We start from the raw sequence: 25,652 nt of genomic DNA on the forward strand, positions 1-25,652 counted from the left end.
TCATACTGTGGGGATAGAGATGAATTTCAAAGCCATTTCGGTTGCATCCATTCTTGCACTTACATGTGCAACATCAGCCTATGCCCAGCCGAAAGATACTCTCGTTCTGGCGATTGGTGGTGAGCCGGATAATGGATTTGATCCCCTCGCAGGATGGGGCGGCTATGGGAACCCACTGTTTCAATCAACGTTGCTGCGACGTGATGTGAACCTAGAAACGGCGCCCGATCTGGCAACTAGCTGGACACTGTCTGATGACCGAAAAGTCTGGACGATCAAATTGCGCGATGATGTAAAGTTTTCTGATGGCACACCAGTTACCGCCGAGGATGTTGCTTTTACATTCAATACAGCCAAGGCATCCGCCAACGCGATTGATTTAAGCGTGATGGAAAAGGCCGAGGCTATCGATAAAGACACCGTACAGATTTCGCTTAGCAAGCCGTGGATCACTTTTGTCGAAGCATTTTACACACTCGGCATTGTGCCCGCAGCTTCTTACGGTCCTGATTATGGGCGCAAGCCTGTAGGCTCTGGACCATATAAGTTTGTAGCCTGGAATGAAGGTGAACAGCTTATTGTCGAGCGCAACGACGCTTATTATGGCGATAAGGGGCCATTTAAGAAAATCACGTTCCTGTTCACGGGTGAAGCTCCGGGTTTAGCAGCAGCAAATGCTGGAGCGGTCGATATGGTTGCAGTTCCGGCTCAGCTCGCAGATGCAGTTCCAAACGGCTTTCAGGCAGTTCCCGTGCAAACAGTCGACAATCGTGGCTTGAGCCTTCCTTTTACAAAGCCACATGACGTCAATGGCCGCAAAGTTGGAAATGCTGTGACGTCAGACCCTGCTATTCGCAAGGCGATCAATATGGGTATTGATCGGAAGCTGGTCGTTGATGTAGCTCTGCATGGTCATGGTACACCTGCATTCGGTCCCGCCGATGGATTGCCGTGGGCAGGGAAAGCCGATCAAATTGAATTCAATCTTGATGGTGCGAAAGCCATACTTGATGAGGCTGGTTGGACGGCGGGTGAAGATGGAATCCGCGCCAAAGATGGTGTGAGAGCCGCCTTTCCAATCAACTATCCGGCGAGTGACGCAACGCGACAAGCATTGGCTGAAACAGCAGCCGAATTGTTGCGCCCTCTTGGTATTGAAGCCACGCCGCAAGGTGGGAGCTGGGATGCAATCGGTCGCGTCATGCATTCCGAACCCGTGGTTTTCGGCTTTGGCAGTCACTCCCCTTATCAGCTCTATAGCCTGTTTGCCCAAAAGCTCGGCGGCGTGGAATATATGAACCCGAGTTATTACGCCAGCCCGAAGGTTGAGGAGCTTTTTGAGAAAGCGCAGGGCGCAGGCAGCCTAGAAGGGTCAATGCCTTATTGGTCTGAAGCCGCTGACTATTACGGGTTGAAGGGTGATAATTCATGGGCTTGGCTCGTTAATTTCGACCATGTTTATTTCGTCAACAAGTGCCTTGATCTCGGAAAGACACAGATCGAACCACATGGTCATGGCTGGCCGGTTACTGCAACAATTGCCAACTGGCGGTGGACTTGCGAGTGACGACAAACCTCGCCACCCAGATTTCCTTACGCATTTTGCGTCTCTGTGCGCTGGTGATCTGCGTTGCCTTCGCGGTGTTCCTGCTGATGAAGGCATCCCCCATTGATCCTGTGGATGCGTATCTCGGTCCAGCGATGGCCTATGTTGGGCCAGAGCAGAAAATACAGATTGCTGCAATATGGGGCCTCGACCGCCCCGTCTATGAGCAGTTTTTGCGATGGGCTGGAAATATCCTCAGTGGTGATCTCGGTTTTAGCATCACTTACAATACTTCCGTGGCCGAGGTGATGAGCACGCGTATCGGGGCATCGCTGACGCTTACGGGTCTCGCATGGTTGCTATCCGGGATTCTCGGCTTTTCTCTTGGGATGCTTTCTGCGGCTTATGAAGGACGCTGGCCTGACCGCATCATTCGGCTTTATTGCTACATTTTGGCCGCAACGCCGACTTTCTGGCTGGCAATGCTGATGTTGGCGCTGTTCTCAGTAAAACTGGGCTGGACACCAATATGTTGCGCTGGTCCGATTGGCGTTCCTTCGGAAGACGTCACCTTCATAGAACGCTTGCAGCATCTAATCCTTCCTCTGACGGCATTGACGCTATTTGGTGTCGCGCAGATCGCTTTGCATTCTCGCGCCAAGCTGATCGAGGTTCTGCAATCAGACTACATTACATTTGCGCGCGCACAAGGTGCGCGTCAGGGCGACATCATCCTACGCCACGGCGTTCGCAACTCAGCTCTGCCAGCGTTGACCGTGTTGTTTGCGTCAATTGGTGAAATATTCGGCGGAGCCATTCTTGCAGAGCAGGTTTTCGCCTGGCCCGGATTGGGGCGAGCTGCCGTGGAAGCGGGTATTCGTGGCGACGTAGCGTTGTTGCTGGCTGTTGCCATGCTGACCACCGTTGTAGTTTCGACTGGCAATATGATTGCCGATATTCTTTATCGCGTTGTCGATCCAAGGTTGAAGGGGCAAGCATGAAGGCTTTCCCTCTCAACGGGCGCATTCGGGCGCTCATCAGCGCTATTTTCGCTCTGGCGATCATTGCCGCCATCACATTTGGCGCATGGGCCTATGGCAATGTCGGTATTCGCTCTGACTTTTCCATACGCAATTTACCGCCATCATTTGCGCATTGGTTTGGTACTGATCAGATGGGGCGCGATATGCTGGCTCGAACGCTGCATGGGCTAACCTTGAGCCTGCGCGTTGGTATTCTGGCAGCAGGCTTTTCGGTCATTATTGCACTGCTCATCGTTCTGCTATCAGGCCTCGGCAGAACAGCCGATGCGGTTGGTAGCTTCATTACCGATGCCATGCTCGCCATGCCGCATCTGGTTCTGCTTATCCTGATCAGCTTTGCGCTGGGTGGCGGAACGAGCGCGGTGATCATCGCTGTTGCGATTTCGCACTGGCCGCGTTTTGCGCGTATCTTGCGCGCCGAACTTATTCAGGTGCGCGTCGCACCTTTTGTTGAAGCATCGCGTAGCTTTGGTAAATCGCGCAGCTTCATATTGCTCAACCACATCCTGCCGCATCTGTTGCCACAGATGCTGGTTGGATTTTTGCTGATGTTTCCACATGCCATCTTGCATGAAGCAGGCCTGACATTCCTGGGCTTTGGCCTGGAACCATCACGCCCAGCAATCGGAATCATGCTGTCGGAAGCCATGCAACACATCACTGGGGGCCGCTGGTGGCTCGCCGTCTTCCCCGGTCTTGCACTGTTGATCATGGTGCTATGCTTCGATTTGCTCGCCAATGCATTGCGTCGTCTTATCAGTCCAAAAGAGGCCCATATATGATGCTTGAAATTGATAGCCTTTCTGTTTCATTCCAGCGCTACAATGGTCTGTTCCGTCAGAATTTAATGACGCGATTGTCCGATGTGTCACTCAATATCGCGGCAGGTGAAATCGTTGCGCTGGTTGGGCATTCGGGAGCTGGGAAAAGTCTGCTCGCGCATGCAATTCTGGGACTACTACCGAACAATGCGATAACAAGCGGAGAGATTTTCTTCGATGGCAAATTGCTGGATGAAACTGCGCGCCAAAAGCTGCGAGGACGGGAAATCGCATTGCTGCCGCAACAGACAACTTATCTCGATCCAACGGCGAATGTCGGAGATCTTATAAACTGGGCTGCCAAGCGCGCTGGAAAACCTACAAAAATATCTGAGAGGCTTGCAGAGGTTGGCCTCTACACAGATGTCGCGAAACTATATCCTCACCAATTATCCGGTGGCATGGCACGCCGAGTTTTAATGGCACAAGCGACAGCAGGAGAAGCCAAACTGTTAATTGCCGATGAACCAACTGCTGGTCTCGATCCAGAAAACTGCACTATGATTCTGCAAAAACTGCGCAGACATGCGGATAATGGCGGCACTTGTCTTATAATAACGCATGATCTTATGACCATTCAGCCTTATGCCGACAAAATAGCTATTCTTAATGAAGGAAAGCTATGTTGCTTTTTACCAGCCACCGCCTTTCAAGGGTCAGGTGACCAGATTACGTCTCACTATGCAAAAGACATGTGGCGCGCTTTGCCCCAAAACGGCTTCAACGCATATGCTTGAAGCAAAAAACATCAGCGCATCTTTTAAACAGAGATCTGTTTTTTCGAATCTTTCGATAACGATAAAAACAGGTGAGATATTTTGCATTTCAGGGCAATCGGGATGTGGAAAGACGACATTGGGCCGAATACTCGCTGGCCTGCACCAACCCGACCAGGGAGCCATCTTTCTGGACAACCAATGCTTTTCACCTAAGAAAAGCTGGAATGTCCAATATTTGTATCAATCTCCGCTCGCAGCAATGAATTCTCGCTGGCGCATTAAGAATATTATTAATGAATCGGGACCGACTGATACCGAGCTGGCACAACGTCTTGGTGTGCAAGAAGAATGGGGAGACCGTTACCCCCATGAGCTATCAGGGGGACAATTACAACGCGTCGCAATATTAAGAGCACTTGGTGCAAAGCCACGTTATATTATTGCAGATGAAATCACATCTGCACTTGATCCCATAGCACAAGCACAAATTTGGCACGTTCTCACATCATTGGTCGAAAAAAAATCAATGGGAATTGTAGCAATCAGCCATGATAAGGAATTACTTGCAAAAATCAGCAAATTACAAAGACACCTTATACTAGATGAAATGAAAAATCGCACAACACTCAACAGTTTATAAACTTTAGTGTGATATGCTTTATGTTTGGAGAAAAATATTGATTTTGCATATTTTTAGCGACTGCCCACAAATACCTATAGGAGGTTGCAACGAATTCACATCGCCCAAATAGGGCTTTCACGACGCAGACCAGCGCAATGGCTGCTTCGAACAAACGATTCTTGCGGTCGGTGTTCAATTCGCCATTATGCGCCATAAAGCAGAACGGTTGCGCCATCGATGGATGCTGATCAGTATTGGTCGAAAGCCGCGTATGAAATAGATCGTGTGGTTTGCGTGATCACTATCGACCAGAATTAGGCGATATTTTCCACATCACCGTGATCAAACTCGCAAGCATTTTAATACCCACGATCAGGTAAGAATTTGCGTCACCGATCGTGTAGCTGAAATCATCATGGGTACAAACTGGCGGGTGATGGTATTTTCATCATAGCGCAGGTTAGACGCAGCGAGCACCACGGCAGCAGTCGTGTGACCATCAGGCAAATGGATTGGTGCGGCCAAGGCGATATCATTGGCGTAAACCTGCTCTACCGCAATCGCAAATCCGCGCTGACGGGTCTCATAAACCCGCTGCCATATCTGTTCGGGCTCGAAGATCGTTTTAGGCGTATAAGCGCGCAAGTCACTTCGCGCGAGGATATCGTTAATTTGCTCATCCTGTAATCCGGCGAGAAAAACCAATCCCGCAGCAGAGCAATAAGCGGGAAGCTTGCTTCCAACGATCACATCGTTGTCGAGTGTATTCGCGGACAGATAGCGGGCCAGATAAATAATATCGGTGTCATCGCGCAACGTCAGAGAGATTGTCTCTCCCGTACTGCGATTAAGATGCATCAAATATGGATGCGCACGCTGCACCAACTGGCTGGATCGCGTATAGCGGTAACCCATATTCAGCGACTTGGCTGAAAGCTCATACGTCTTCGAATTTGGTACTTTTTGAAGATAACCAAGGTATAGCAAAGTATGTGCAAAGCGCTGCGCAGCAGAGCGGTCAATGCCCGCGCGCTGGGCAAGCTGAGTCAACGTTTGACGAGAATTAACCGCATCAAAAGTCTCGAGAACGCGAAACGCCTTTTCGACGGCCCGAACCAGCATTGGATCGTCATGTTCTTCGTCGTGATGCGCCATTTCAAGCCGTCCCTCCGCCTTGTACTAAGGCACCCCCGATATCATGCATCTAGGCAATAATAATCTCTTGATAGGATTTAGTTACAGAATTTTTCATTGTTCCAAAGCAATATATCTGAGCCGAAATGCTTGCCAAATCGCAAAAGGTGCCGAGAACGGCACCTTTCGTTTCAAAGATCAAAAATCAGAAACGAACCCCTTCAGAAATCACGGAAGTATCCATTCCCGCATCCTTGAAGCCTTCAATTAGCAAAGGAACAATTGCCTGACTTGCGCGGTTTTCTTCTGCCCACTTTTGAAGAAATGCCTGAACACGACCATCTTCATCGATACGTGTTGCCGCTGAAACAGGAATGCCATGCGGTGGTGTCGGAACCGTATAGCTGGAGAACACAGCTGGAGCGGTCGAGAATGTTTTGACGCAAATCGGCAGCTCCTGGATCATGTAATCTGCACGACCGGACTGAACGGCCATGATGGCTTCGCTCATTTCCTTCAAGCTCATAATCTTGGCTTTTGGCATGCTTTCTTTAATGAAGTTGGTCTGCGCTGTACCCGTCACCATAGCAAAGGTTACGTCTGGGTTGTTATATTCTTCCCAAGTGGCCATTGGTTGTTTCGCTTTTGAGCCAATCACGCAATCAGACATCTGCCAAACAGGACCAGCCATGGCCAGCGCCTTTTTGCGCTCTTCCGTAGCAGTCATTCCCGGGAAAATATCGAGACGGCCAGATTGCAGGTCGAGAACGATGCTCTGCCACGTGACTTCACGCCATTTGAGCTTGAGGTCTTTACCCATAGCCTTGCCAAGATCAGCAGCCATCTGACGACAAACGCGCGGGCCATAGCCAGCATATTCGAGCTCGCCACCAACATGAAAGGACGTTGGTGGGTAGTTACGGACACCGCCGCAAACAACTTCACCGGTGCGTTCAATCTTGTCCCATACAGATTCAGCCATAGCTGGCACACTGGCAACGGCTGCCGAACAGGCCAACAATGCAGCTGCGATCATCCTCATCATGTCGATATTCCCTTCGTTTGCTCTTCTATAGAGAGCTTTAATTTAACCAACAGCAGCATGTATTTTTCTGTCAGAACAAAACAAGCGAAAACTTTGTTTTTTGCACTTTAAGCCTGATAAAACCGTAATTAGACGGTCATTTATTAATTAAATATCGTATAATGATTTAAAGTAATCGGCATACGATTAAATTAATATTTTTATCTTGAAAATGCTTTTCAGTGATTCCGAATCGCGCTAGCGCTTAAGAAAAAGACCGCCTGATCGGGAATGAACACGGTCGCAAAATGGGAGTGCATGCAAATGTACCAATTTGACTGGTCCGTTATTCTTGACGGGCAATTGTGGCTTAACGCAATCGGTGTAACCATTGCTTATGCAGTTGTAACGTCGCTCGCAGGCCTTCTCATCGGCGTCATCCTTGGGCTTGCGCTGGTGTCGCGGATACCTGTGCTCAAGTGGCTTATAAATGCCTATATCCACTTGTTCCGCTGTACGCCTCTGCTGGTTCAGATTGTTTGGTTCTTTTATGCCCTGCCAATGTTGACTGGCTATACCTTGCCAGATTGGTTTGCCGCTGGCCTGGGTCTGACACTCTATATGGGCGCATTTGCAGCCGAAATTTTCCGCGCAGGGGTTATCTCCATAGACCGTGGCCAATGGGAAGCATCAACTGTGCTTGGCTTCTCCTACGTCACGAAGATGCGCCACATCATTCTACCCCAAGCAACACGCAGAATGATCCCTCCAATCGTAAGTCAGACAATTCTGCAGCTTAAAAACACGTCTCTTCTGTCTGTCGTTGCCGTGCCTGACATTATGTATGCGGCGGGTAGCCTGACGATGGAAACCTACAGGCCTCTGGAAGTCTACACATTCGCAGCACTGCTTTATCTCGTCATTCTGACACCCGTAACTTTGATCGCCAATCGCTTTGAAATCAAACACTAGGGGTGCGTCATGATTAATGTAAAAAATCTGCGAAAAACATTTGGTACGCATGAAGTTCTCAAGGGAATTGATCTCGCGGTAAATCGCGGTGATGTAGCCGTTCTTATTGGCCCATCCGGTTGTGGAAAATCGACCCTGCTCCGCTGTCTTGATTTGCTTGAGCAGCCAACTGAAGGTCGTATTGAAATCGCGGGTAAGAGCCTCGAGTTTACACCCAAGAGTAAATTCTCCGAACGGGTACAGGCTGATTTTCGCGCTAAAACAGGCATGGTCTTTCAGGGCTTTCACCTGTTCCCGCATATGACGGTCTTGCAGAACGTTATGTCAGGGCCGCTGCTCAACAAGCTCAAAACCAAGCAGCAATCAAAAGAGCTGGCGATGTCGCTGCTTAAGCGCGTCGGACTGGCCGATAAGATCGATCTCTACCCTCAACAAATTTCAGGCGGGCAAGCACAACGTGTTGCAATCGCACGCGCACTGGCATTGGAGCCGGAAGTCATGTTGTTTGATGAGCCGACATCCGCCCTTGATCCTGAACTCGTCGGGGAAGTTCTCGATGTGATGCAGGGACTAGCAGCCGATGGAACGACCATGATCGTGGTGACACACGAAATGAGCTTCGCGCGCAATGTGGCATCAAAGGTTATCTTCATGGAAGGCGGACATGTTGTCGAGACGGGCGCACCAGACCACGTCTTGCGTAACCCGCAAACTGATCGGCTGAAGTCCTTCCTGTCCAAGGTCGAACATTAATTACATCCAATAGAAATGGGACATTTGATCATGAAACATTCTGACTTGCAGGGTATGTATCCTGCAATTCCGACACCGCTGACTGATGATGGAAACCTCGATGTCGCGAAACTGGAAACCCTGATCGAATTCAACCTGGCTGGCGGAGCTAAGGGACTTGCACCGATTGGCGGTACAGGCGAATTTACGGCCTTGTCGTCAGAAACACGCCTTGCTGTCGTTCGCGAAACTGTTCGTATCGTCAATGGTAGGGTTCCGGTTGTTGCTGGCGTTGTGTCCCCCGGTTGGTCAGAAGCTGTTGAACATGGAAAGGCATTTAAGGAAGCGGGTGCGGACGCTCTTCTTCTGGTAACGCCTTTCTATGTCATTCCAAGCCAACAGGGTGTCATTGACTATTTCCACGCCTATCGTCAGACAGTCGATCTGCCTATTGTTTACTACGATGTCCCTTCCCGCACGAGCTTTGTGACGGCTGTTGAAACACTCAGAACATTGGGTGAAGACGGAACGATCATCGGCGCCAAAATCTGCAATACCGATGCCTATTACTTCAATCGCTTGTCGGCGGCGATTGGCGACAAGATTGCTCTGCTTTCCGGCGATGACATGATGTATGCCGTGCATATCATGTATGGCGCGACGGGCGGAATACTTGCCAGCGCGCCGATGTTGCCAGCATTCTGGACCCGTATTCACGACACGCTTATCAGCGGCAACTATGCTGAGGGTATTGCGCTGCATCGTCAGCTACTTCCGACTTTTGCAGCACTTTTCAACGAAGTGAACCCTGGTCCGCTCAAGTCCATGATGGCTGATCTCGGCATGCCTGTCGGTCCGGTTTCATTGCCGCTTAGAGCGCCGAATGAGACGACCCTCAGCCTTATTTCCAAGGCTATTGAAGGTCTGAAAGCGCAAGGGATCGCATAAGCATGGCAGGCGGGGCGGAGTTTCTGGATTTTGCAGAGGCGAGAGAAAAGGCGAGGTCTTTTCTCCCCCGCGCTCTATTTGATTATATTGATCGGGGCACGGAAGCGGAAGACGCGATAGCAGCACTTCATCGTGGCTTCCAGGCAAAACGCATCGTCCCCCATGTGCTGCGCCCCGTCGCGTCACCGGCCCTATCAACAAGCTATCTTGGTCACGATCATAGTTGCCCCTTCGTGATTGCTCCTACCGCGCTGGCAGGTATGGTTCGATATAATGGCGAGGTCGTTATGGCGCGCGCAGCAAAAGCTGCGGGCCTGCCATTTGTTGTCGCTACCCAATCATCAACAAGCATTGAGCATATTTCGGACGGTGCACCGGGGAGCGAACTTTGGTTTCAGCTCTATGTCTGGAATGATCGCAACGAGACATGGAAACTGCTGGAACGCGTAAAATCATGTGGCGTCGAAACACTCGTCCTAACGGTGGATACACCCGCATCACCCAAGAAAATTCATAACCGGCGCAATGGCTTTGGTGTTCCGTTGCAACCCTCCGCCACTCTGGCGCTCGACTTGATGGCTCATCCACGCTGGACACTTGGCGTTATGGGACGCTATGCGCTCGGCAATGGCTTCCCTTCCTACGCACATTATCCCGGCGCAGTCGCGAAAGCCGTTACGCAATCCATTCGCGATCCGCGCTTCGCATTGGATATGGTTCTAGACCTTGAATTTCTCAAAGAGCTTCGTCGCCAATGGCCACATAAGCTTGTCATCAAAGGTGTCATGGCGGTTAGCGATGCAGTCGCTATGTTTGAAGCAGGCTGCGATGGGGTCGTTGTGTCGGCGCATGGTGGCCGCAATATGGACAGCGCAGCGCTTCCTTTGGAAGTTCTTCCAAGAATACGCGATGCCGTTGGTCCTGATAAAACGCTTTTTTCAGATAGCGGCGTCAGACGTGGTTCGGATGCAGCTAAGTTACTCGCAGCAGGTGCTGACGGTGTATTCTTAGGGCGCGCGCCACTCTATGGACTTGCTGCTGATGGGAGCGATGGCGTTGTTCGCATAGTCGACCAGCTCCGCGATGAGCTTCGATCATTTCTCGCTTTCGCAGGTGCTCCCACCATTCCAGATCTTCGACAATCTGAGTGGATTGGTTAGCAATCCAAACTTTTGTCCAGACAGCTCTTTTTCAGGCCAGTTTCATGCAGTTCAAGTCCGATAATAATGATCAATTACTCGCAACCCTGCGCGAGGTGATTGGCGATCAGTATGTGATGACAGATGCGCACGATACTGAGCCCTATCTTACCGATTGGCGGGGTTACGAAACAGGCAACGCACTTGCTGTTGTTTTCCCTGCGACGACTGAAGAGGTATCGCAACTATTGCGTATCGCAGCGGATTATAAATGTTGCGTGGTTCCTCAGGGAGGGAATACAGGCCTGGTGCAAGGCGCAATCCCGGTAGGGCAAAGCCGTGCAATTGTTATCGGCCTTCGCCGGTTGGATCGTACCCGCGAAATTGATAAAGCGTCCAATATTATTGTACTGGAAGCTGGTGTTACCCTTTCAGCCGGACACGATGCTGCTGCACGTGTTGACCGCCGTATCCCGCTGCATCTTGGCAGTGAGGGCAGCGCACAAATCGGTGGCCTCGCAGCTACAAATGCTGGTGGCACAAGCGCTCTGCGCTATGGCCCAATCCGCGAGTTGATTTGCGGTATTGAGGTTGTTTTGCCAGATGGTCGTATTTTCAGCGACTTAAAAGCGCTGCGCAAAAACAACACGGGCTACGATCTGAAAAACTTGTTCATCGGATCCGAAGGCACGCTCGGCGTCATCACCGCTGTCGCTTTGCGTATGCAGCCTGTTTTGCGCTCATCAGGCCATGCATGGATTGCACTGCCCAGTCTTGAAACAGCCGTCGAGATTCTAATCGGAATACAAGACCGCTTTGACAGTGCCGTACAAGCTGTCGAGCTTTTGTCCGGCAATCAGGTTGACCTCGTTTTGCAGCATATACCGCGCTCCCGCCACCCACTGGAAAGCCGCCCTGAATGGTCACTTCTGGTAGAATTGGGAAGCACGGATCCCAAAGCTGATCTGCACAATGCCCTTGAAGAATGGCTTAGCGAGCTATTTGAGGAAGGCATTGTCGAGGATGCATTCATCGCGCAAAGCGATGCTCAGGCCGCCGATATCTGGCATTTGCGGCATTCGGTTTCTGAAGCAAATAAGCTCGAAGGTCATAGTCTTTCGCACGATATCGCCGTTCGTCCAGCACTGGTTCCCGAGCTGATTGAGCGGGCAACCGACGCAGTTCACGAGTTGCACCCAGATGCGCGTATTCTTATTGTCTCACATATTGGCGATGGCAATGTTCATTTCATTGCCCATTTCAAACATGATCAGTGGACCAATTTTGAAAATCCGAAGCGCGTGACTTCGGAAATCATGACAAGGGTGCATAACGTTGTTGATGAGCTCAATGGGACGTTTTCTGCTGAGCATGGTATTGGCCGCAAGCTAACCGCAGAACTCAACCTGCGCACCGACCCTGTACGTATGGAACTGATGCGTTCAGTTCGGCATTTGCTTGATCCATCAAAAATCCTGAACCCAGATAGCGTGATTGCGAATGAAACTTAGAGACAAAATAGATGCCATTTATCGACTAAGCCAATCGTTGAGCTCAACCTCTGCCCGTTCCAACGCACTGTAATTCAAGAGCTTTCGAAGCAAGGCGATTGTGACTGCACGCGATCGAAGGTTGAAACGCCCCTCCTCTGGCTCACCTTTCTCCTGGTACACGCCCAGTTTTTCGTAAAGCTGCTGCAATCGGTTCTGCACGCTTCTGAGCGACAGATTACGTCTGCGTGCGATAACGCGATCGGTCAAACCAAGTGCTATATCGATCAGAATTTCATATTCGCTCTCGCTGAACCCGCTGGTATGACCAAGGCTCTTTTGCTGTAAACCGCGTACTTCACGGTCGATCACGCACTGCGCCTCAACAAAAATGCTGCGGAGCGCCAAGCGCAATTTGTCGTCAGATGCCGATTTCAGCACATAGCCATAAGCGGCGCCTTCCGGCACGATGCGCGAAACACCACGCACATAGGCTTCATCGGCATAATTCGACCAGAACAGGATGCGGGTTTCCGGGTTTTCCTTCCAGATGGTTCGCGCAGCTTCAATGCCATTGCGTCCACTCATCTGCAGGTCCATGACAATATGCGCTGCACGATGCATTCGGGCCAGCTTTTCACCGGCCGAGCCGTTATCCGCTTCCAGAACAACGCTGCACTCAGGCAAAGCGGCGCGGATCGCCTCCCCGAGATAGGTGCGATGCAACGGATCATCCTCTACGATCAGAACCTGCATCCTACCCTCCAACTGGTTCATTGATTTCCGGCGGCAGATGGATCGTCACGCATGTGCCACTGCCATCCGTATTTTTTCTGATGGCAAAGCTTGCAGAAATGAGCCGTGCCCTTGTGCGCATATTATCGATGCCATGGCCGCTACGCTGCGCCTGACGGTCCATACCAATACCGTCATCCATAACTTCAACGAGAAGCCGACCACCCTTATCGCGCAGACGAACGCGGATTTCTCCAGCGAGAGCATGACGAATCGCATTGTTGATTGCTTCCTGCACAATGCGGAAAAGCGAAGTCGCGACCGTCTCTTCGAGCCTGTCGGTCATGCCGTCGCTCTGATCGTCCAGAATCCATTCAATTGCAGCGCCGCTTTCGCGGATCGAACGGTCGAGATGGTTCTCCGTTGCCTGCGCAAAACCGAAGAGCTGAAGCACGGAAGGTTTTGCTTCTTCGATGATCTGCCGCAAATCCTGCATGCAATGCTGTAAGCCGCGAAACAAGGGTTCGAGCTGTTCGCCGGACAAATCCGGCGCACGGGTCAGCCGTTCCACATGACGGGCAAGACGGGTGAGATCAGCGAGTGTCTGATCATGCAGATCCATGCCAATGCGATGGCGTTCCGTTTCCAGAGCCTCTGTGAGTTTGAGTGCGCCAAACCGCAAGCCCTCCTCACGCGCCCGCGCTTCCGCCTCGACAATCGCCGAGCGCTTCGCCTGTTCAGCGGCACGGATTGCGAAGAAATAAGGTGCCAGAAGATCGGCAATCGACTGCGCGTTTTCGACATCACGCATTGAATAACTGCCCGTCTGCAAACTCGAACAGCTTAAAGCACCAATAATATCTCCCTGCGCTTTGAGTGGCACATGCAATCGGGCTTTAAGATCATGCTCAATGATCGGTGTCGAAAACGCCCCTTCAAAATGAAAGCGCGGATCTGTGCGGGCATCATCTGTCAGCAAATATTCAACTTCGCCCGACAATACCGTGCGGATCGGACTTCCCGAAAGAAGGGCGGGTGGATTGCGGCTCCAGGCAGTGGCAATGCCGCTTTCATAAGCAATGTGAAACTTGCCATCCACCATCTTGATGCAGACATCAAGATGGTCATAGGGCAGGATATGATTGATCTCTGCAGCGACGGACTGAATAATGGAATCAAAATCGAGCTGTCCTGCCAGCAATCTGGAAATAGTCAGATAGCGGTCAAGCAGGCGTGAGGGGGCCAGTTCCAGCAAGCGACTCTCCTCCCAAAGACAGGTTGCTTTACTCTCATAATACGCCGCTTCTCTATCGGCGCGTCTTGCGGGTTCCCGCAATTTTGCTGCGCAAACCCGCAGCATGGTTGCTTTGATCAGCCTTCACAGTGCAACGCATTTGTTTCATCCTCGCTTCATCAGAAAATTGCCCGCAAGACAACAGGAAATGTCATGGGCGAGCTGATGCTGTTGAGGAGCGGCGGTGCGGGAGGTTTCGCGCCACATTCAAATTCGAACGATCCGAAGCGCTGACAGGCGCTGCGGGGCGGATATTTGCAACTGGGAGGAATGAAATGAAGCTTGGGAAAATTCTTTTGGCATCTGCAGCACTCGCCACATTGATGGCAAGCGGTAGTGCATTTGCTGACACAGCATCAAAGAAGATCGCATTCTCCAACAATTACGCCGGTAACTCATGGCGTCAGGCGATGCTACAGAGCTGGGACAAGGTTACAAAGGAAGCCGTGAGCGCAGGCACAGTTTCTGCAGCCGATGCTTTCACCACAGCTGAAAACCAGGCCACCGAACAGGCAGCGCAAATCCAGAATATGATTTTGCAAGGCTATGACGCAATTGTCATCAATGCTGCTTCACCAACTGCATTGAATGGCGCCGTCAAAGAAGCCTGCGATGCGGGCATCACCGTCGTTTCCTTCGACGGTATCGTCACCGAGCCTTGTGCATGGCGCATTGCGGTTGACTTCAAGGGAATAGGCGAAGGCCAAGTCGATTATCTGGCCAAGCGTCTTCCTGAAGGTGGCAACCTGCTTGAAATTCGCGGGCTTGCCGGTGTTTCTGTCGATGATGAAATCCATGCTGGCATTCTGGAAGGCGTGAAGAAACACCCGAATTTCAAAATCGTCGGCTCTGTGCATGGTGACTGGGCGGCAGATGTTGCGCAGCGCGCTGTGGCCGGTGTTCTGCCAAGTCTGCCGAAGATCGACGCCGTGGTAACACAAGGCGGCGACGGTTACGGCGCAGCACAGGCTTTTGCCGCAGCAAAGCGCGAAACACCAATCATCATCATGGGCAACCGTGAAGACGAACTGCAGTGGTGGAAGCAGCAGAAAGATGCGAACGGCTATGAAACCATGTCGGTTTCCATTGCGCCGGGCGTTTCAACACTCGCTTTCTGGGTCGCACAGCAGATTCTCGATGGCAAAGACGTCAAGAAAGACCTCGTCGTTCCTTTTCTGAGCGTTAATCAGGACACGCTCGATAAAGAACTGGCAAACACCCAGAAGGGTGGCGTTGCGAATGTCGAATATTCGCTTGAAGACGCGCAGAAGGTTATTGCGGACGCAAAGTAAACCTTTTCTCCCAGGGGGTGGACATTTCCTGTGTCCGCCCCTCCCTTATATCTCCAAACCAGTTCGAGTGCATGGCAAATTCAATCGACAAAGGCGAAGTCGTCGCCGCACGCAATATTCGCGTGCAGTTCGGTGCGGTGAAGGCACTGGATGGCGCTGAACTTGTGATCCATGAAGGCGAATGTGTCGGACTTGTCGGCCATAATGGCGCGGGCAAATCCACCATCGTCAATGTCATCAATGGTGGCCTTACCGCGCATGAAGGCAGCCTTTCCTATCACGGCGAGGCAGGCCATGGCGTGGCGACTGCCCGCAAGCACGGCATCCGCTGCGTCTTTCAGGAGCTGTCGCTCTTCCCTAATCTGACAATTGCCGAAAATGTCCGCATCATGCAGCGCGACCTTACGGGCGCGAACTGGCGCGGCAAGGCCGTAGACCTCATTGCAAAAAAGCTCAGTGAGATTTTCCCCGGCCACAAGATTGATTGCGCGGCAACCGTTGATGAGTTGTCCATTGCTGAACGGCAGATGGTTGAAATCGCCATCAACTTCACCGCCCCCGGCACGCCGCCGAAGCTTGTCATTCTTGATGAGCCGACCTCATCGCTCGATGCGGGCATTGCTGCACAGCTGATGGCCTATGTCCGTCGCTTTGTCGGCACAGGTGGTTCGGTGATCCTCATTTCGCATATGCTTGGTGAAATCCTTTCGACATCCGACCGCATCGTCGTGATGAAAGACGGCAAGGTTGTCGCTAATCGTGCAGCAAGCGATTTCACCAATCGCAGCCTTGTCGAAGCCATGGGCAGTGTCGAACGTGAAAAAGCGGCACGCCGCACGGCACAAGCCAGCACGACAGGCACTGCCGTTCTCTCTGCAAAAAAGCGCGCCCATGACAGCAAGCCGTTTCAGGCTTTCAAGGGCGAAGTTATCGGCCTCGCTGGACTTGCCGGTCACGGTCAAACCAAGATGCTGCTCGATCTTTACTATGCGCGTCGGCCAAACTGGTTGCCTGCACGCAATTGCGAGATCGCATTTGTGGCGGGTGATCGCAGCTTGAACGGCACGTTTCCGCTCTGGAGCATCCTGCACAATCTCACCATTGGTTCGCTTGATCGTCTCTCATCCCTAAAGCTCGTCGATCAGTCACGCGAAGATCAGCTTGGCGGACAGTGGAAAGACAAGATCCATATCCGTACACCCGATATGGGCAATCGCATTCTGTCGCTTTCCGGTGGCAATCAGCAGAAAGTGCTTTTTGCGCGTGCGCTTGCGACCAGCGCCAATGCCATTCTGATGGACGACCCCATGCGCGGCGTGGATGTCGGCACCAAGCAGGAAGTCTATGAAATCCTGCGCCAGGAAGCTGAAAATGGCCGTACCTTTGTCTGGTATTCCACCGAAATGGACGAGATCGAATTGTGTGATCGCGTCTATGTCTTCCGCGACGGTGCAATCGTGACAGAACTTATCGGCGACGAAATCACGGAAAAGAACGTGCTTGCTGCATCCTTTGAGGGAGGACACGAATAATGCGTTTCTCCGCTTCATCTCTCCGCCTTCTGACGCCGGTCTTCTCGCTCGCTTTGCTGCTGGCTGCTGTTTTCTACATGCAGCCGCGCGCAATGAGCTATACCGGCCTTAACCTGCTGTTCAACCTCGCCGTCCCGATTGCGCTCGCAACAATTGCGCAGATGCTGATCATGGCAGTCAATGATCTTGATCTGTCGATGGGAACCTTCGTGAGCTTCGTGGTCTGTGTAGCTGCGACCTATCTCAACACAAATCCCGTCATCGGTGTTCTGATCCTTGCAGCGGCGATTGCAGCCTATGCGGCACTCGGCGCCATCATCCATCTGCGCAATCTGCCCTCCATTGTCGTCACGCTCGGAATGTCGTTCGTGTGGGGTGGCCTTGCCGTTTTGCTCCTGCCCTCACCCGGCGGTCAGGCGCCCGACTGGGCACGCTGGATCATGATCACAAAACCGCCATTCATACCGATGGCAATTGTCGCAAGCATTCTGATTGCCATTGTTACGCATTTCATCGTCATGCGCACGACATTCGGCGTGCTGATGCGTGGTGCAGGCGGCAATGCCCGCTCCATCGAGCGTGCGGGCTGGTCGATCACGGCAATCCGCGCCGGAACATATGCGCTTGCGGCCTTTTTTGCAGTGCTTGCAGGCATCGCACTTGTGGGACTGACCACCTCGGCAGATGCCAATATTGCGCTGCGCTATACGCTGCTCTCCATTGCCGGTGTCATCCTTGGTGGTGGTGAATTTGTTGGCGGTCGCATTTCTCCCATTGGCGCAGTCATCGGGGCGCTAACACTCACGCTTGCGGGTTCCTTCCTTTCCTTTATGCGCATCTCGCCCGACTGGCAGATTGGTGCGCAGGGCGGAATCCTCATCATTGTTCTGGCGCTTCGCCTTTTCCTCAATCGCCTCGACCGCCGGGAGAAAAAGCAATGAACGCTGTCTCCGTTCTCACAAGCCGTCCGTGGATATGGTCCTTCATCGCAACCATTGCTGTCTGGGTCATCACCATATTGTTTACGGGTGGCGCGGGTGCCGCAGGGCTTTCTCACGCGGCCTTCACCTTCGCATCGTTCTCGGTGATTGTCGGCCTCGGGCAGATGTTCGTCATAACGCTTGGTCCCGGCAATATCGACCTCTCGGTTCCGGCCACCATGACCCTTGCCGCAACATTGGCATTGAAGCTGATGGACTCGCAAGACAGCATGGTGCTGGCAGGGCTTGCCGTTGCTCTTCTGATCGGCCTTGGCATTGGCATCTGCAATTATGCGCTGATCAAGGCGCTGCGCATTCCGCCTATCATTGCAACTCTGTCGATGAGCTTTCTGATCCAGTCGACCGCTATCTGGAGCAATCGCGGTCTGCGCGTAAAACCGCCCGAAATTCTGGCACAGTTCACCACCTCTTCTTTCTTTGGCATCCCCAATGTTGCAATCGTGGCGCTGCTCCTCTCGGTGTTGGGCTGGGTGCTTCTCAAGAAAAGCATTTATGGCCGCTGGATTTCAGCCATCGGGCAGAATCCCTTTGCAGCACGCATGGCAGGCGTTCCGGTCGATGGGACACGCTTCATCACCTATCTGCTCTGCGCAGTATTGGCTTCGCTCTGCGGCTTCCTGCTTGCCTGCTTTTCAGGCGGCGCGGCACTCAATATGGGTGCTGAATATCTGCTGATGTCGATTGCCGTCGTCATCATTGGAGGCACAGCGGTCGCCGGTGGCGATTCCAATATCCCCGGCATCTGGGGAGCCGCTCTCTTCATGTTCCTCATAGTCTCCATGCTCAACACCTACGGCTTCGGCGCCGGTGTTCGTCTGGTTCTAACTGGACTAACCATCATTGCGGTGATTTTCCTGGCGAGCCGCCGCAGACCTGAGCGTTAAACAGCATTCCCGGAGTAGTATCTTTGTCTCAGCATCCTTCGATTTACGAAATTCACGACGAGCGCTTTCAAAATCTGATCATATCGAGCGCCGATCTTGATGAACTCTATAGTGATTGTCGCTGGGCCGAAGGGCCGGTGTGGTTCGGTGATCTGAATTGCCTGCTGTGGAGCGACATTCCCAACCAGCGTATCCTGCGCTGGGTGCCGGAAGGCGGCGTTTCTGTGTTCCGCCAGCCTTCAAATTTTGCCAATGGCAATACGCGCGACCGTGAAGGACGACTGGTCTCCTGTGAGCATGGCGGGCGTCGTGTCACCCGCACTGAACTTGACGGCAGCATCACAGTGCTTGCCGATAGCTATCAGGGAAAAAAGCTCAACGCACCAAATGATGTTATCGTCCGCTCAGACGGTACCATTTGGTTCACCGACCCGACCTACGGCATCATGGCGGATTATGAAGGCTACAAAGCAGACGCCGAACAGCCAACCCGCAATGTGTATCGTCTTGATCCGAAGAGCGGCGAACTTACAGCCGTCATAACAGACTTTCAGCAGCCCAACGGCCTCGCCTTTTCGCCCGATGAAACGAAACTCTTCGTTGCAGACAGCGCCTATAGTCACGACGAAAAAGCACCGCGTCATATCCGGGTTTTCGATGTCGTTGATGACGGCAAGCGCGTCACGGGTGGTAATATTTTCTGCACGATTGATAACGGCCTACCAGATGGCTTTCGTTTTGACACGGATGGCAATTTGTGGACCAGCGCTGGCGATGGCGTGCATTGCTTTTCACCCGAAGGTGAACTGCTTGGTAAGATCAAGACGCCGCAGACCGTCGCAAATATCACTTTTGGCGGCCCGCGCCGCAACCGGCTTTTCATTGCTGCAACAAAATCGCTTTATGCGGTCTATCTTACTGTCACAGGGGCTCAGCATCCATAAAGGCTCGATCGTTAAACAGTGCGAAAAATAATTTCTTTCCAATTTAAGTGAGACAAAATATCTGATCATGACATCTGTGATGGACCTGGGTCATTCGTGCTGAAGGTTGTGATCGTACCACGCTCACTCAATATGAGAAGGAATTGACGGTGTTCAGCCGGTTTCGTCTGTTTATACCTATATTGGCCGGCGCGAATTTGCGCGATCGCATGATCGCGTGTTTCGGTGCTTTGCTGGGTATAGGCCTCACAGGTTTTATCACGGCACTCATACTGGGGCAGTCGATGGCTCTGCCCATCATCGTTGCTCCGATTGGTGCTTCTGCGGTGCTTATTTTCGCTGTTCCAGCGAGTCCCCTGGCACAGCCATGGTCAATCATCGGCGGCAACGTGATTTCAGCGCTGGTTGGCATAACAATTGCAAGATTTGTCGACCATCAGGTGCTCGCCATCGGCCTGAGTGTCGGCCTGGCCATCGCCGCGATGTCTTTTGCCCGTTGCCTGCATCCGCCGGGTGGCGCGGCCGCTTTGACAGCTGTAATCGGTGGCCCTGCCGTGACGGGGCTTGGATATCAGTTTGCTTTTATCCCAGTCGGATTAAACTCGGTCACGCTGGTTTTGCTGGGTATTGCCTTTCACAAGCTCATGCGGCGCAAATATCCGCATGTGCCGGTAGCAACTCCCGTCAATACGCATAAGACCAGCGATCTGCCTGCGTCTTTGCGCGTCGGTTTCAATTCAGATGATGTAAACAAGGCGTTGCAGGCCATAGATGAAACATTTGATATTGATCCTTCCGATCTGGATCGACTGTTAAGGCAGGTCGAGCTGGAAGCGCTTGTTCGTACCCATGGCACGTCGCAAGCAAAAGATATCATGTCGCGCGACGTGATTTGCGTCACTGAAGATGACACTCCAGACCGGGCGCGAGAACTGCTACTCACGCATAATATACGCGCATTGCCAGTGGTCGATGGGACAGGCAAGCTTAAAGGAACGATTGGATTGCGCGAGCTCCAGAACATCGGTACCGATGCAGGCTCGTTGATGATAGAGGCAATCAAGGCTTCACCGGACGATCCGGTGGTCGGACTGGTGCCAAAGCTGACCGACGGACATGCACATGCCATCATCGTGACCGATCACGATGATATCTTGCAGGGTCTCATCTCGCAGACTGATCTGCTCAGTGCGCTTGCACGCTCGCTGCGTTTTCAGGAGCCGAACCAGCCAAAGAAGCGGAAGTCTCCGCTTCACCTTCTGCGTGGGGCAGGCATTTAACCAAAATGAATAAGCTCTCTTGAAAGCCTGTTTCAGCAAGCTTGCTGCGGACATAGCGAAGTGCTGAAAAATCTTCGATCGCAAAACCGACGCTATCGAACAAAGTAATCGCCCGTTCTGATGAGTGTCCTTGAATGCTACCAGTAATGACTTCCCACAATTCCTTAACCGGATAATCGGCATCAAGCTGCTGAATTGCACCTTCAATACGGGTCTGCGGCGGTTATTCGACAAAGATATCAGAGCACACCAAGATATCCTTATTCAGCTCAGTCTTACCGGGGCAATCACCACCAAGAGCATTGATGTGCAAATTCGGTCCAACCATGTTGTCACTCAGAATCGTCGCATATTGTTTGTCTGCCGTCACAGTGGTGATGATATCCGCGCCTTCAACAGCTTCCTAAGAGGTGCTAAATATCAAAATAGAAAGGCCTGTATAGGCAAGGTTTCCACGCCAATGGTCAAAACCAGCTTCATCATATTATCAACGCTGACGAACGGAACAATGTTCAGCTTTTCAATCGTCATATTGTTAATCCTCGGTCGGATAGCTTTGTGCTGAATCTCAGGCTCGCTTCGACAAAAATTCTTCCGCGATCATCGATACGACCTGCGGCAAGATCTCAAATGCATAGGGCGCATGTACGCGCTCCAGCTTCTGGTGAAACTCGCGGCCCCAAGGACCGATGTTAACCACAGGGAACCGCAACGCATCGCTGGCCGGATGGTCAACCAAACGTGCAACCGGCGTATTGAGTGAAACGAGATCTTGACCAAGCGTCGCCTGCCCCAGGAAACTCATATCTGAAATTCCCTGGAAATAAGGCTTCCAGACCAATGCCTGATCCGCAAAATTTTCGAATTGCTGCATCGTCGCGTCAATCGCCTGTTTGAATGCACGATCATTCGCCTGCTTCTCATCCAAATGGCTTGCAGGATAATGAAGACCAGCAAAGCCGACCACGACTGCCGGACCAGACAGATGAGCCACACCCACCAGCCATTCCGTTAACTGACGGCTGACAGATAAAGGATTGTCTATGTGGGAGAGGCGCTTTTCCTGCTCGCTGTAAAGCGCCTCGAACTTGTCGCCTGCAACGTCCGCAGCGATAAGCCGTAATTGCTCGAATGTAATGAGCTTCGGTGCAGCTGGAATGGCGCCCGGACGTTTGCCAATCAGCTTACCGAAGGCTTCAGACTGCGCAGAAAAACGTTCAACCGCTTGCGTAGCTCCTGCCAGCACTTCACTCTTGAAGCGTTCAAACAGCTCTTCTGCTGTCATGGCATGATAAAGCCAGTTCAGTGCGATCCAGAAGCGTTCCGGTGTTGTGACTTCGTAGCCATCGCGCAAATCTTTTGCTTCAAGGCAGATTGGGGGTGGCGAAATATCATTCTCGTCGCGATCAGCAAGAGCTGCATTGCCCTCAAAGCGAGCCAGAATACCAGCAGCCATAGCCTGTGCACTCACACCTTCATAAGGATAGCTTGCATGGGAACTCAGACCAATGACCAAGGCAAATGGCAACAACTTACCGATGGTTCCGGCATAGACGGCGCGGCCTTCCTGACCGTCACCCTGATCAGACGTCACATCGAGATTGATAGCTGCTGCGATTTCAATATCGAAGTCACGCGCAATTGCTGGCAGTGCATTGCGCATTGAGCGCATACCGCGGCTTTCGCGTTCTTCATCCGGCGTGAAAACAAGCAAGAGATTGCCGCTTCGATCTTCGTCTCCCGCAAATTTTTCTGCACATGCTATTCCGACGGCAAGGCCACTCTTCATGTCGAGCATGCCGCGCCCCGGAAGAAAATCGCCACTCAGCAAATCTTCCAATGCACGATCTTCCTGTGCAGAACGTGAACGCTTGGATAGATCCGCAATCAACGCATCTTTGAGCTTGAGACTCTCGCAGGCAAGCGATTTCAACTCGTGATAATTATCCGTTGCAACCGTATCGAAATGGCCTGCCAGAGCGAGTGTGTGTTTGCCCTTACCACGCACCAGTGCGACGACATTGTGCGTCAGCGGATCACCATGACTGGCAATTGTGCGGATATTATCAGGGTTCTGCTGAAAGTAAGGAATTTCCTTCAAAACAGCCACCAGATGATCAGAGAATGTCGCTTCGCCAGGCGTTCCGGTTTCGCTGTTCCAGCCAACCAGACGCAGCGCCAGTTTCTCAACATGCTGTGCATCAATATGGTTGTGCGCCATCGTTACGGCGTTAGACGCGCCGTTTGCAATATTCACAGTCATAGATCAAATCTCCTTTGATCGAAGCGTGTTCGCCTTGCGCAACACACCGCTAAGACATTAATTTCAAATTTTAATGAGACAGATGCTTGCGCAGGAATGCCCGCGTCCGCTCTTCCGTGGGATTGGACAGAACCTGATCTGGCGAGCCCTGTTCAACCACCACACCACCATCCATGAACATGACGTGGTCACAGACTTCGGCTGCAAAACGCATCTCGTGTGTGACGATCAACATAGTCATATGTTCGCTTGCGAGCTGCTTCATCACCTGATTCACTTCTTCAACCAGTTCGGGATCAAGTGCTGAAGTCGCTTCATCAAACAGCATCACTTTGGGCTGCATAGCCAATGCGCGAGCAATCGCAACACGTTGTTTCTGGCCACCCGAAAGCCGTGCCGGATAAGCATGGCCTTTATCGATAAGACCAACCTTCGCAAGCAAACCATTGGCACGTTCCAATGCATCTGCCTTGGACAAACCCTTCAGCTTCATCGGGCCAACCATGATGTTCTGGAGAACAGTCAGATGTGGGAACAAATTAAACTGCTGGAACACCATCCCCATTTCCTGACGGATATGGTTGATGTGCTTTTCAAAAGCACGGCCCTTCAGCGGGCGATTGACTTGATGGCCATCAAGCCAGATTTCGCCGCTGTTGGTTTCTTCCAGCATATTGATAGAACGCAAAAGCGTGCTTTTGCCTGAACCGCTGGGGCCAATGATGGAAACAATCTTTCCTTTGGCGACAGTCAGATCAATGCCTTTCAGCACTTCGATATCGCCATAGGACTTTCTGATCTGACGCAGTTCGATCATAGGGGTCTGTGTGTTCATCGGATAGCTTCCGCTTTCTTGGCCGCTTTGCTCAAAACCCACTCCATCAAAAGATTGATGAGGTAATAGAGGACGGCTGCAACGAAGTAGAACTCAAAAGGACGATAGGTTTCGCTGATGCCACGCTGTGCACTCAGCACCAATTCTGTGATGCCCAGAACCGACAGGACGGCTGTATCCTTGAGCAGGATAATGCTGTTATTTCCAACCTGTGGCAGCGCAGTCAGGATCGCCTGTGGGATAATGAAATAGCGCAGCGATGCGCTGCTTCCAAAACCGAGCGAACGTGCGGCCTCCATCTGTCCTTTATCAACGGCTTGAAGCGATGCACGGAAAATATCGGCATTGTAAGCCGCGTAGTGCATACCAAGGCCAAAGACGCCGGTCCAGAAAGCTGGCACCATAATGCCGATTTGCGAAAGGCCATAATAGAGCAGATAAAGCTGCAACAGCAGCGGTGTTCCCATGAACAGAAACACGATACCGCGGATGGGCAAACTGATCAATTTGGGCGCATGCAGCGTGACAATTGCAATAACGATTCCCAAGACAATGCTAATTAAGCCAGCCAGTACAGTAATGAGTACAGTCCAGGTTAGCCCAATGAACATAAGCTCGGCATACGGCGGAACAACGCTAAAATCGAGACTCATGCCCCTGCCCTCTTGTCTGCACTGAAGTAGATTTCAAGGCCGCGAATGATCAGAGAAATGACAGCGATAATCACAATATATGCCGCCGCCGCGACCGCAAAAACCTCGAAGGGCTTATAGGTCGAAGTTACAAAACGCTGTGCGGTGTAAGTCAGTTCAACCACGCCAATTGTGGACACAAGCGCGGTACTTTTCGTCAAAATCACCATGTTCACGCCGAGCGAGCGGATCATCAAGGGTGCAGCTTGTGGCAGAATAAAAAGCCGCATCGTTCCAACGCGACTAAAGCCAAGTGACCGTGCCGCTTCATTCTGCCCCTTATCGACGGCCAGAATAGCGCCGCGCATGCCTTCCGACATATAGGCGCCGATGTTGAAACCCATGGTAATCACGCCAGCGACAAAGGGCGAGAATTCGAAGCCGAATTGAGGCCCACCGAAGAAAACGAGAAACAACTGTACCAGTAGCGGCGTGCCGCGCATCACGCTGATATAAGCGGTTGCGATCCAACGCACCGGCGCATAACGCGAAAACTTGGCAATCACCAACGAGCTGGCAACAAAGAGGCCAATGAGCAATGACACAACAGTCAACTCAATTGTGACCCACCCCGCCTGAACAATGAAGGGAAAAATCCGCTCTATGAGTGCAATATCCATCCTTCAACCTTTCTGCTCCAACGCAGGACGCATCTGCCAAACCTGATCAATCCGGCAATGCGCCAGCCAGCAATGCGCCAGCCAGCAATG

Annotated in this window: 24 protein-coding genes and 2 pseudogenes; 16 read left to right on the plus strand and 10 right to left on the minus strand. The window is 51.9% G+C overall.

Features of this window, described 5'->3' with window-relative positions; translation table 11 throughout:
- Positions 1-19: 19 nt before the first annotated feature.
- From U2P60_RS02090 to U2P60_RS02110, 5 genes are read left to right on the plus strand one after another with little or no spacing between them, the layout of a single operon-like run.
- The gene (locus tag U2P60_RS02090; RefSeq protein WP_413571041.1) at positions 20-1,567 is read left to right on the plus strand and encodes an ABC transporter substrate-binding protein; all 1,548 of its coding nucleotides are present in this window, start codon (positions 20-22) and stop codon (positions 1,565-1,567) included.
- A complete protein-coding gene (locus U2P60_RS02095) occupies positions 1,564-2,547 on the plus strand; it encodes an ABC transporter permease (protein ID WP_413571042.1) in 984 nt (327 codons plus the stop codon). The genes U2P60_RS02090 and U2P60_RS02095 overlap by 4 nt, the downstream gene beginning before the upstream one ends.
- Entirely contained in the window at positions 2,544-3,371 is an 828-nt protein-coding gene (locus tag U2P60_RS02100) for an ABC transporter permease (protein ID WP_413571043.1), read from the plus strand. The genes U2P60_RS02095 and U2P60_RS02100 overlap by 4 nt, the downstream gene beginning before the upstream one ends.
- Positions 3,368-4,147, plus strand: a complete 780-nt coding sequence (locus U2P60_RS02105) for an ATP-binding cassette domain-containing protein (RefSeq protein ID WP_413571044.1) — start codon at positions 3,368-3,370, stop codon at positions 4,145-4,147. The genes U2P60_RS02100 and U2P60_RS02105 overlap by 4 nt, the downstream gene beginning before the upstream one ends.
- Positions 4,140-4,769: an ABC transporter ATP-binding protein gene (locus U2P60_RS02110; RefSeq protein WP_413571045.1), complete on the plus strand. Its 630-nt coding sequence runs from the start codon at positions 4,140-4,142 to the stop codon at positions 4,767-4,769. Before U2P60_RS02105 ends, U2P60_RS02110 begins: the two co-directional genes overlap by 8 nt.
- 130 nt (positions 4,770-4,899) lie before the next feature.
- On the opposite strand, the pseudogene U2P60_RS02115 reads toward U2P60_RS02110, so the two are convergent.
- From U2P60_RS02115 to U2P60_RS02125, 3 genes and pseudogenes are all read right to left on the minus strand, one after another.
- Positions 4,900-5,048, minus strand: a pseudogene (locus tag U2P60_RS02115) (hypothetical protein); the annotation flags it as partial.
- Positions 5,049-5,123: 75 nt separating this feature from the next.
- Positions 5,124-5,906, minus strand: a complete 783-nt coding sequence (locus U2P60_RS02120) for an IclR family transcriptional regulator (RefSeq protein ID WP_313828964.1) — start codon at positions 5,904-5,906, stop codon at positions 5,124-5,126.
- A gap of 184 nt (positions 5,907-6,090) precedes the next feature.
- Entirely contained in the window at positions 6,091-6,930 is an 840-nt protein-coding gene (locus U2P60_RS02125; RefSeq protein WP_313828965.1) for a transporter substrate-binding domain-containing protein, read from the minus strand.
- A gap of 303 nt (positions 6,931-7,233) precedes the next feature.
- Between U2P60_RS02125 and U2P60_RS02130 the strand changes: the two genes are divergently transcribed.
- Genes U2P60_RS02130 through U2P60_RS02150 form a run of 5 tightly spaced genes read left to right on the plus strand, consistent with a single transcriptional unit; the run spans position 7,234 to position 12,211 of the window.
- A complete protein-coding gene (locus tag U2P60_RS02130) occupies positions 7,234-7,881 on the plus strand; it encodes an amino acid ABC transporter permease (protein ID WP_413571046.1) in 648 nt (215 codons plus the stop codon).
- A gap of 9 nt (positions 7,882-7,890) precedes the next feature.
- Positions 7,891-8,634, plus strand: a complete 744-nt coding sequence (locus U2P60_RS02135) for an amino acid ABC transporter ATP-binding protein (RefSeq protein WP_413571047.1) — start codon at positions 7,891-7,893, stop codon at positions 8,632-8,634.
- 30 nt (positions 8,635-8,664) lie between these two features.
- Positions 8,665-9,561, plus strand: a complete 897-nt coding sequence (locus tag U2P60_RS02140) for a dihydrodipicolinate synthase family protein (protein WP_413571048.1) — start codon at positions 8,665-8,667, stop codon at positions 9,559-9,561.
- Positions 9,562-9,563: 2 nt separating this feature from the next.
- Positions 9,564-10,721, plus strand: a complete 1,158-nt coding sequence (locus U2P60_RS02145; RefSeq protein ID WP_313828971.1) for an alpha-hydroxy acid oxidase — start codon at positions 9,564-9,566, stop codon at positions 10,719-10,721.
- A 44-nt stretch (positions 10,722-10,765) separates the two neighbouring features.
- Positions 10,766-12,211, plus strand: coding sequence for an FAD-binding oxidoreductase (locus U2P60_RS02150; protein WP_413571050.1), 1,446 nt, complete (start codon positions 10,766-10,768; stop codon positions 12,209-12,211).
- Positions 12,212-12,229: 18 nt separating this feature from the next.
- On the opposite strand, the gene U2P60_RS02155 is transcribed toward U2P60_RS02150, so the two are convergent.
- Both U2P60_RS02155 and U2P60_RS02160 read right to left on the minus strand, forming a co-directional pair.
- A complete protein-coding gene (locus U2P60_RS02155; RefSeq protein ID WP_413571051.1) occupies positions 12,230-12,946 on the minus strand; it encodes a response regulator in 717 nt (238 codons plus the stop codon).
- A 1-nt stretch (position 12,947) separates the two neighbouring features.
- Positions 12,948-14,180 (minus strand): GAF domain-containing sensor histidine kinase, encoded by a 1,233-nt coding sequence (locus U2P60_RS02160; protein WP_413571052.1) that lies wholly within the window; start codon positions 14,178-14,180, stop codon positions 12,948-12,950.
- A 314-nt stretch (positions 14,181-14,494) separates the two neighbouring features.
- Between U2P60_RS02160 and U2P60_RS02165 the strand changes: the two genes are divergently transcribed.
- From U2P60_RS02165 to U2P60_RS02190, 6 genes are all read left to right on the plus strand, one after another.
- A complete protein-coding gene (locus tag U2P60_RS02165) occupies positions 14,495-15,511 on the plus strand; it encodes an ABC transporter substrate-binding protein (RefSeq protein WP_413571053.1) in 1,017 nt (338 codons plus the stop codon).
- Between the two features lie 71 nt (positions 15,512-15,582).
- On the plus strand, positions 15,583-17,043 hold the full coding sequence (locus U2P60_RS02170; protein WP_413571054.1) for an ATP-binding cassette domain-containing protein: 1,461 nt from the start codon (positions 15,583-15,585) through the stop codon (positions 17,041-17,043).
- Positions 17,043-17,984, plus strand: a complete 942-nt coding sequence (locus tag U2P60_RS02175) for an ABC transporter permease (protein WP_413571055.1) — start codon at positions 17,043-17,045, stop codon at positions 17,982-17,984. The genes U2P60_RS02170 and U2P60_RS02175 overlap by 1 nt, the downstream gene beginning before the upstream one ends.
- A complete protein-coding gene (locus U2P60_RS02180) occupies positions 17,981-18,928 on the plus strand; it encodes an ABC transporter permease (protein WP_413571056.1) in 948 nt (315 codons plus the stop codon). Before U2P60_RS02175 ends, U2P60_RS02180 begins: the two co-directional genes overlap by 4 nt.
- A 23-nt stretch (positions 18,929-18,951) precedes the next feature.
- Positions 18,952-19,872: an SMP-30/gluconolactonase/LRE family protein gene (locus tag U2P60_RS02185; RefSeq protein WP_413571057.1), complete on the plus strand. Its 921-nt coding sequence runs from the start codon at positions 18,952-18,954 to the stop codon at positions 19,870-19,872.
- Positions 19,873-20,081: 209 nt separating this feature from the next.
- The gene (locus U2P60_RS02190) at positions 20,082-21,152 is read left to right on the plus strand and encodes an HPP family protein (protein ID WP_413571971.1); all 1,071 of its coding nucleotides are present in this window, start codon (positions 20,082-20,084) and stop codon (positions 21,150-21,152) included.
- Here the strand turns inward: U2P60_RS02190 and U2P60_RS02195 are convergent.
- The 5 genes and pseudogenes from U2P60_RS02195 to U2P60_RS02215 all read right to left on the minus strand — a co-directional run.
- Positions 21,058-21,555 (minus strand): annotated as a pseudogene (locus U2P60_RS02195) (hypothetical protein); the annotation flags it as partial. The gene U2P60_RS02190 and the pseudogene U2P60_RS02195 sit on opposite strands and share 95 nt — an antisense overlap.
- Before the next feature lie 165 nt (positions 21,556-21,720).
- Positions 21,721-23,403 (minus strand): M20/M25/M40 family metallo-hydrolase, encoded by a 1,683-nt coding sequence (locus U2P60_RS02200; protein WP_413571972.1) that lies wholly within the window; start codon positions 23,401-23,403, stop codon positions 21,721-21,723.
- Positions 23,404-23,485: 82 nt separating this feature from the next.
- Positions 23,486-24,250 (minus strand): amino acid ABC transporter ATP-binding protein, encoded by a 765-nt coding sequence (locus tag U2P60_RS02205; protein ID WP_413571058.1) that lies wholly within the window; start codon positions 24,248-24,250, stop codon positions 23,486-23,488.
- Complete coding sequence (locus U2P60_RS02210) at positions 24,247-24,903, minus strand: amino acid ABC transporter permease (RefSeq protein WP_313828984.1); 657 nt, start codon at positions 24,901-24,903, stop codon at positions 24,247-24,249. Before U2P60_RS02210 ends, U2P60_RS02205 begins: the two co-directional genes overlap by 4 nt.
- Positions 24,900-25,562: an amino acid ABC transporter permease gene (locus U2P60_RS02215; RefSeq protein ID WP_413571059.1), complete on the minus strand. Its 663-nt coding sequence runs from the start codon at positions 25,560-25,562 to the stop codon at positions 24,900-24,902. The genes U2P60_RS02210 and U2P60_RS02215 overlap by 4 nt, the downstream gene beginning before the upstream one ends.
- Between the last annotated feature and the right edge of the window lie 90 nt (positions 25,563-25,652).

This window comes from Brucella sp. H1_1004 (assembly GCF_047308065.1).
GTDB classification, from domain to species: Bacteria; Pseudomonadota; Alphaproteobacteria; order Rhizobiales; family Rhizobiaceae; genus Brucella; species Brucella pseudogrignonensis_B.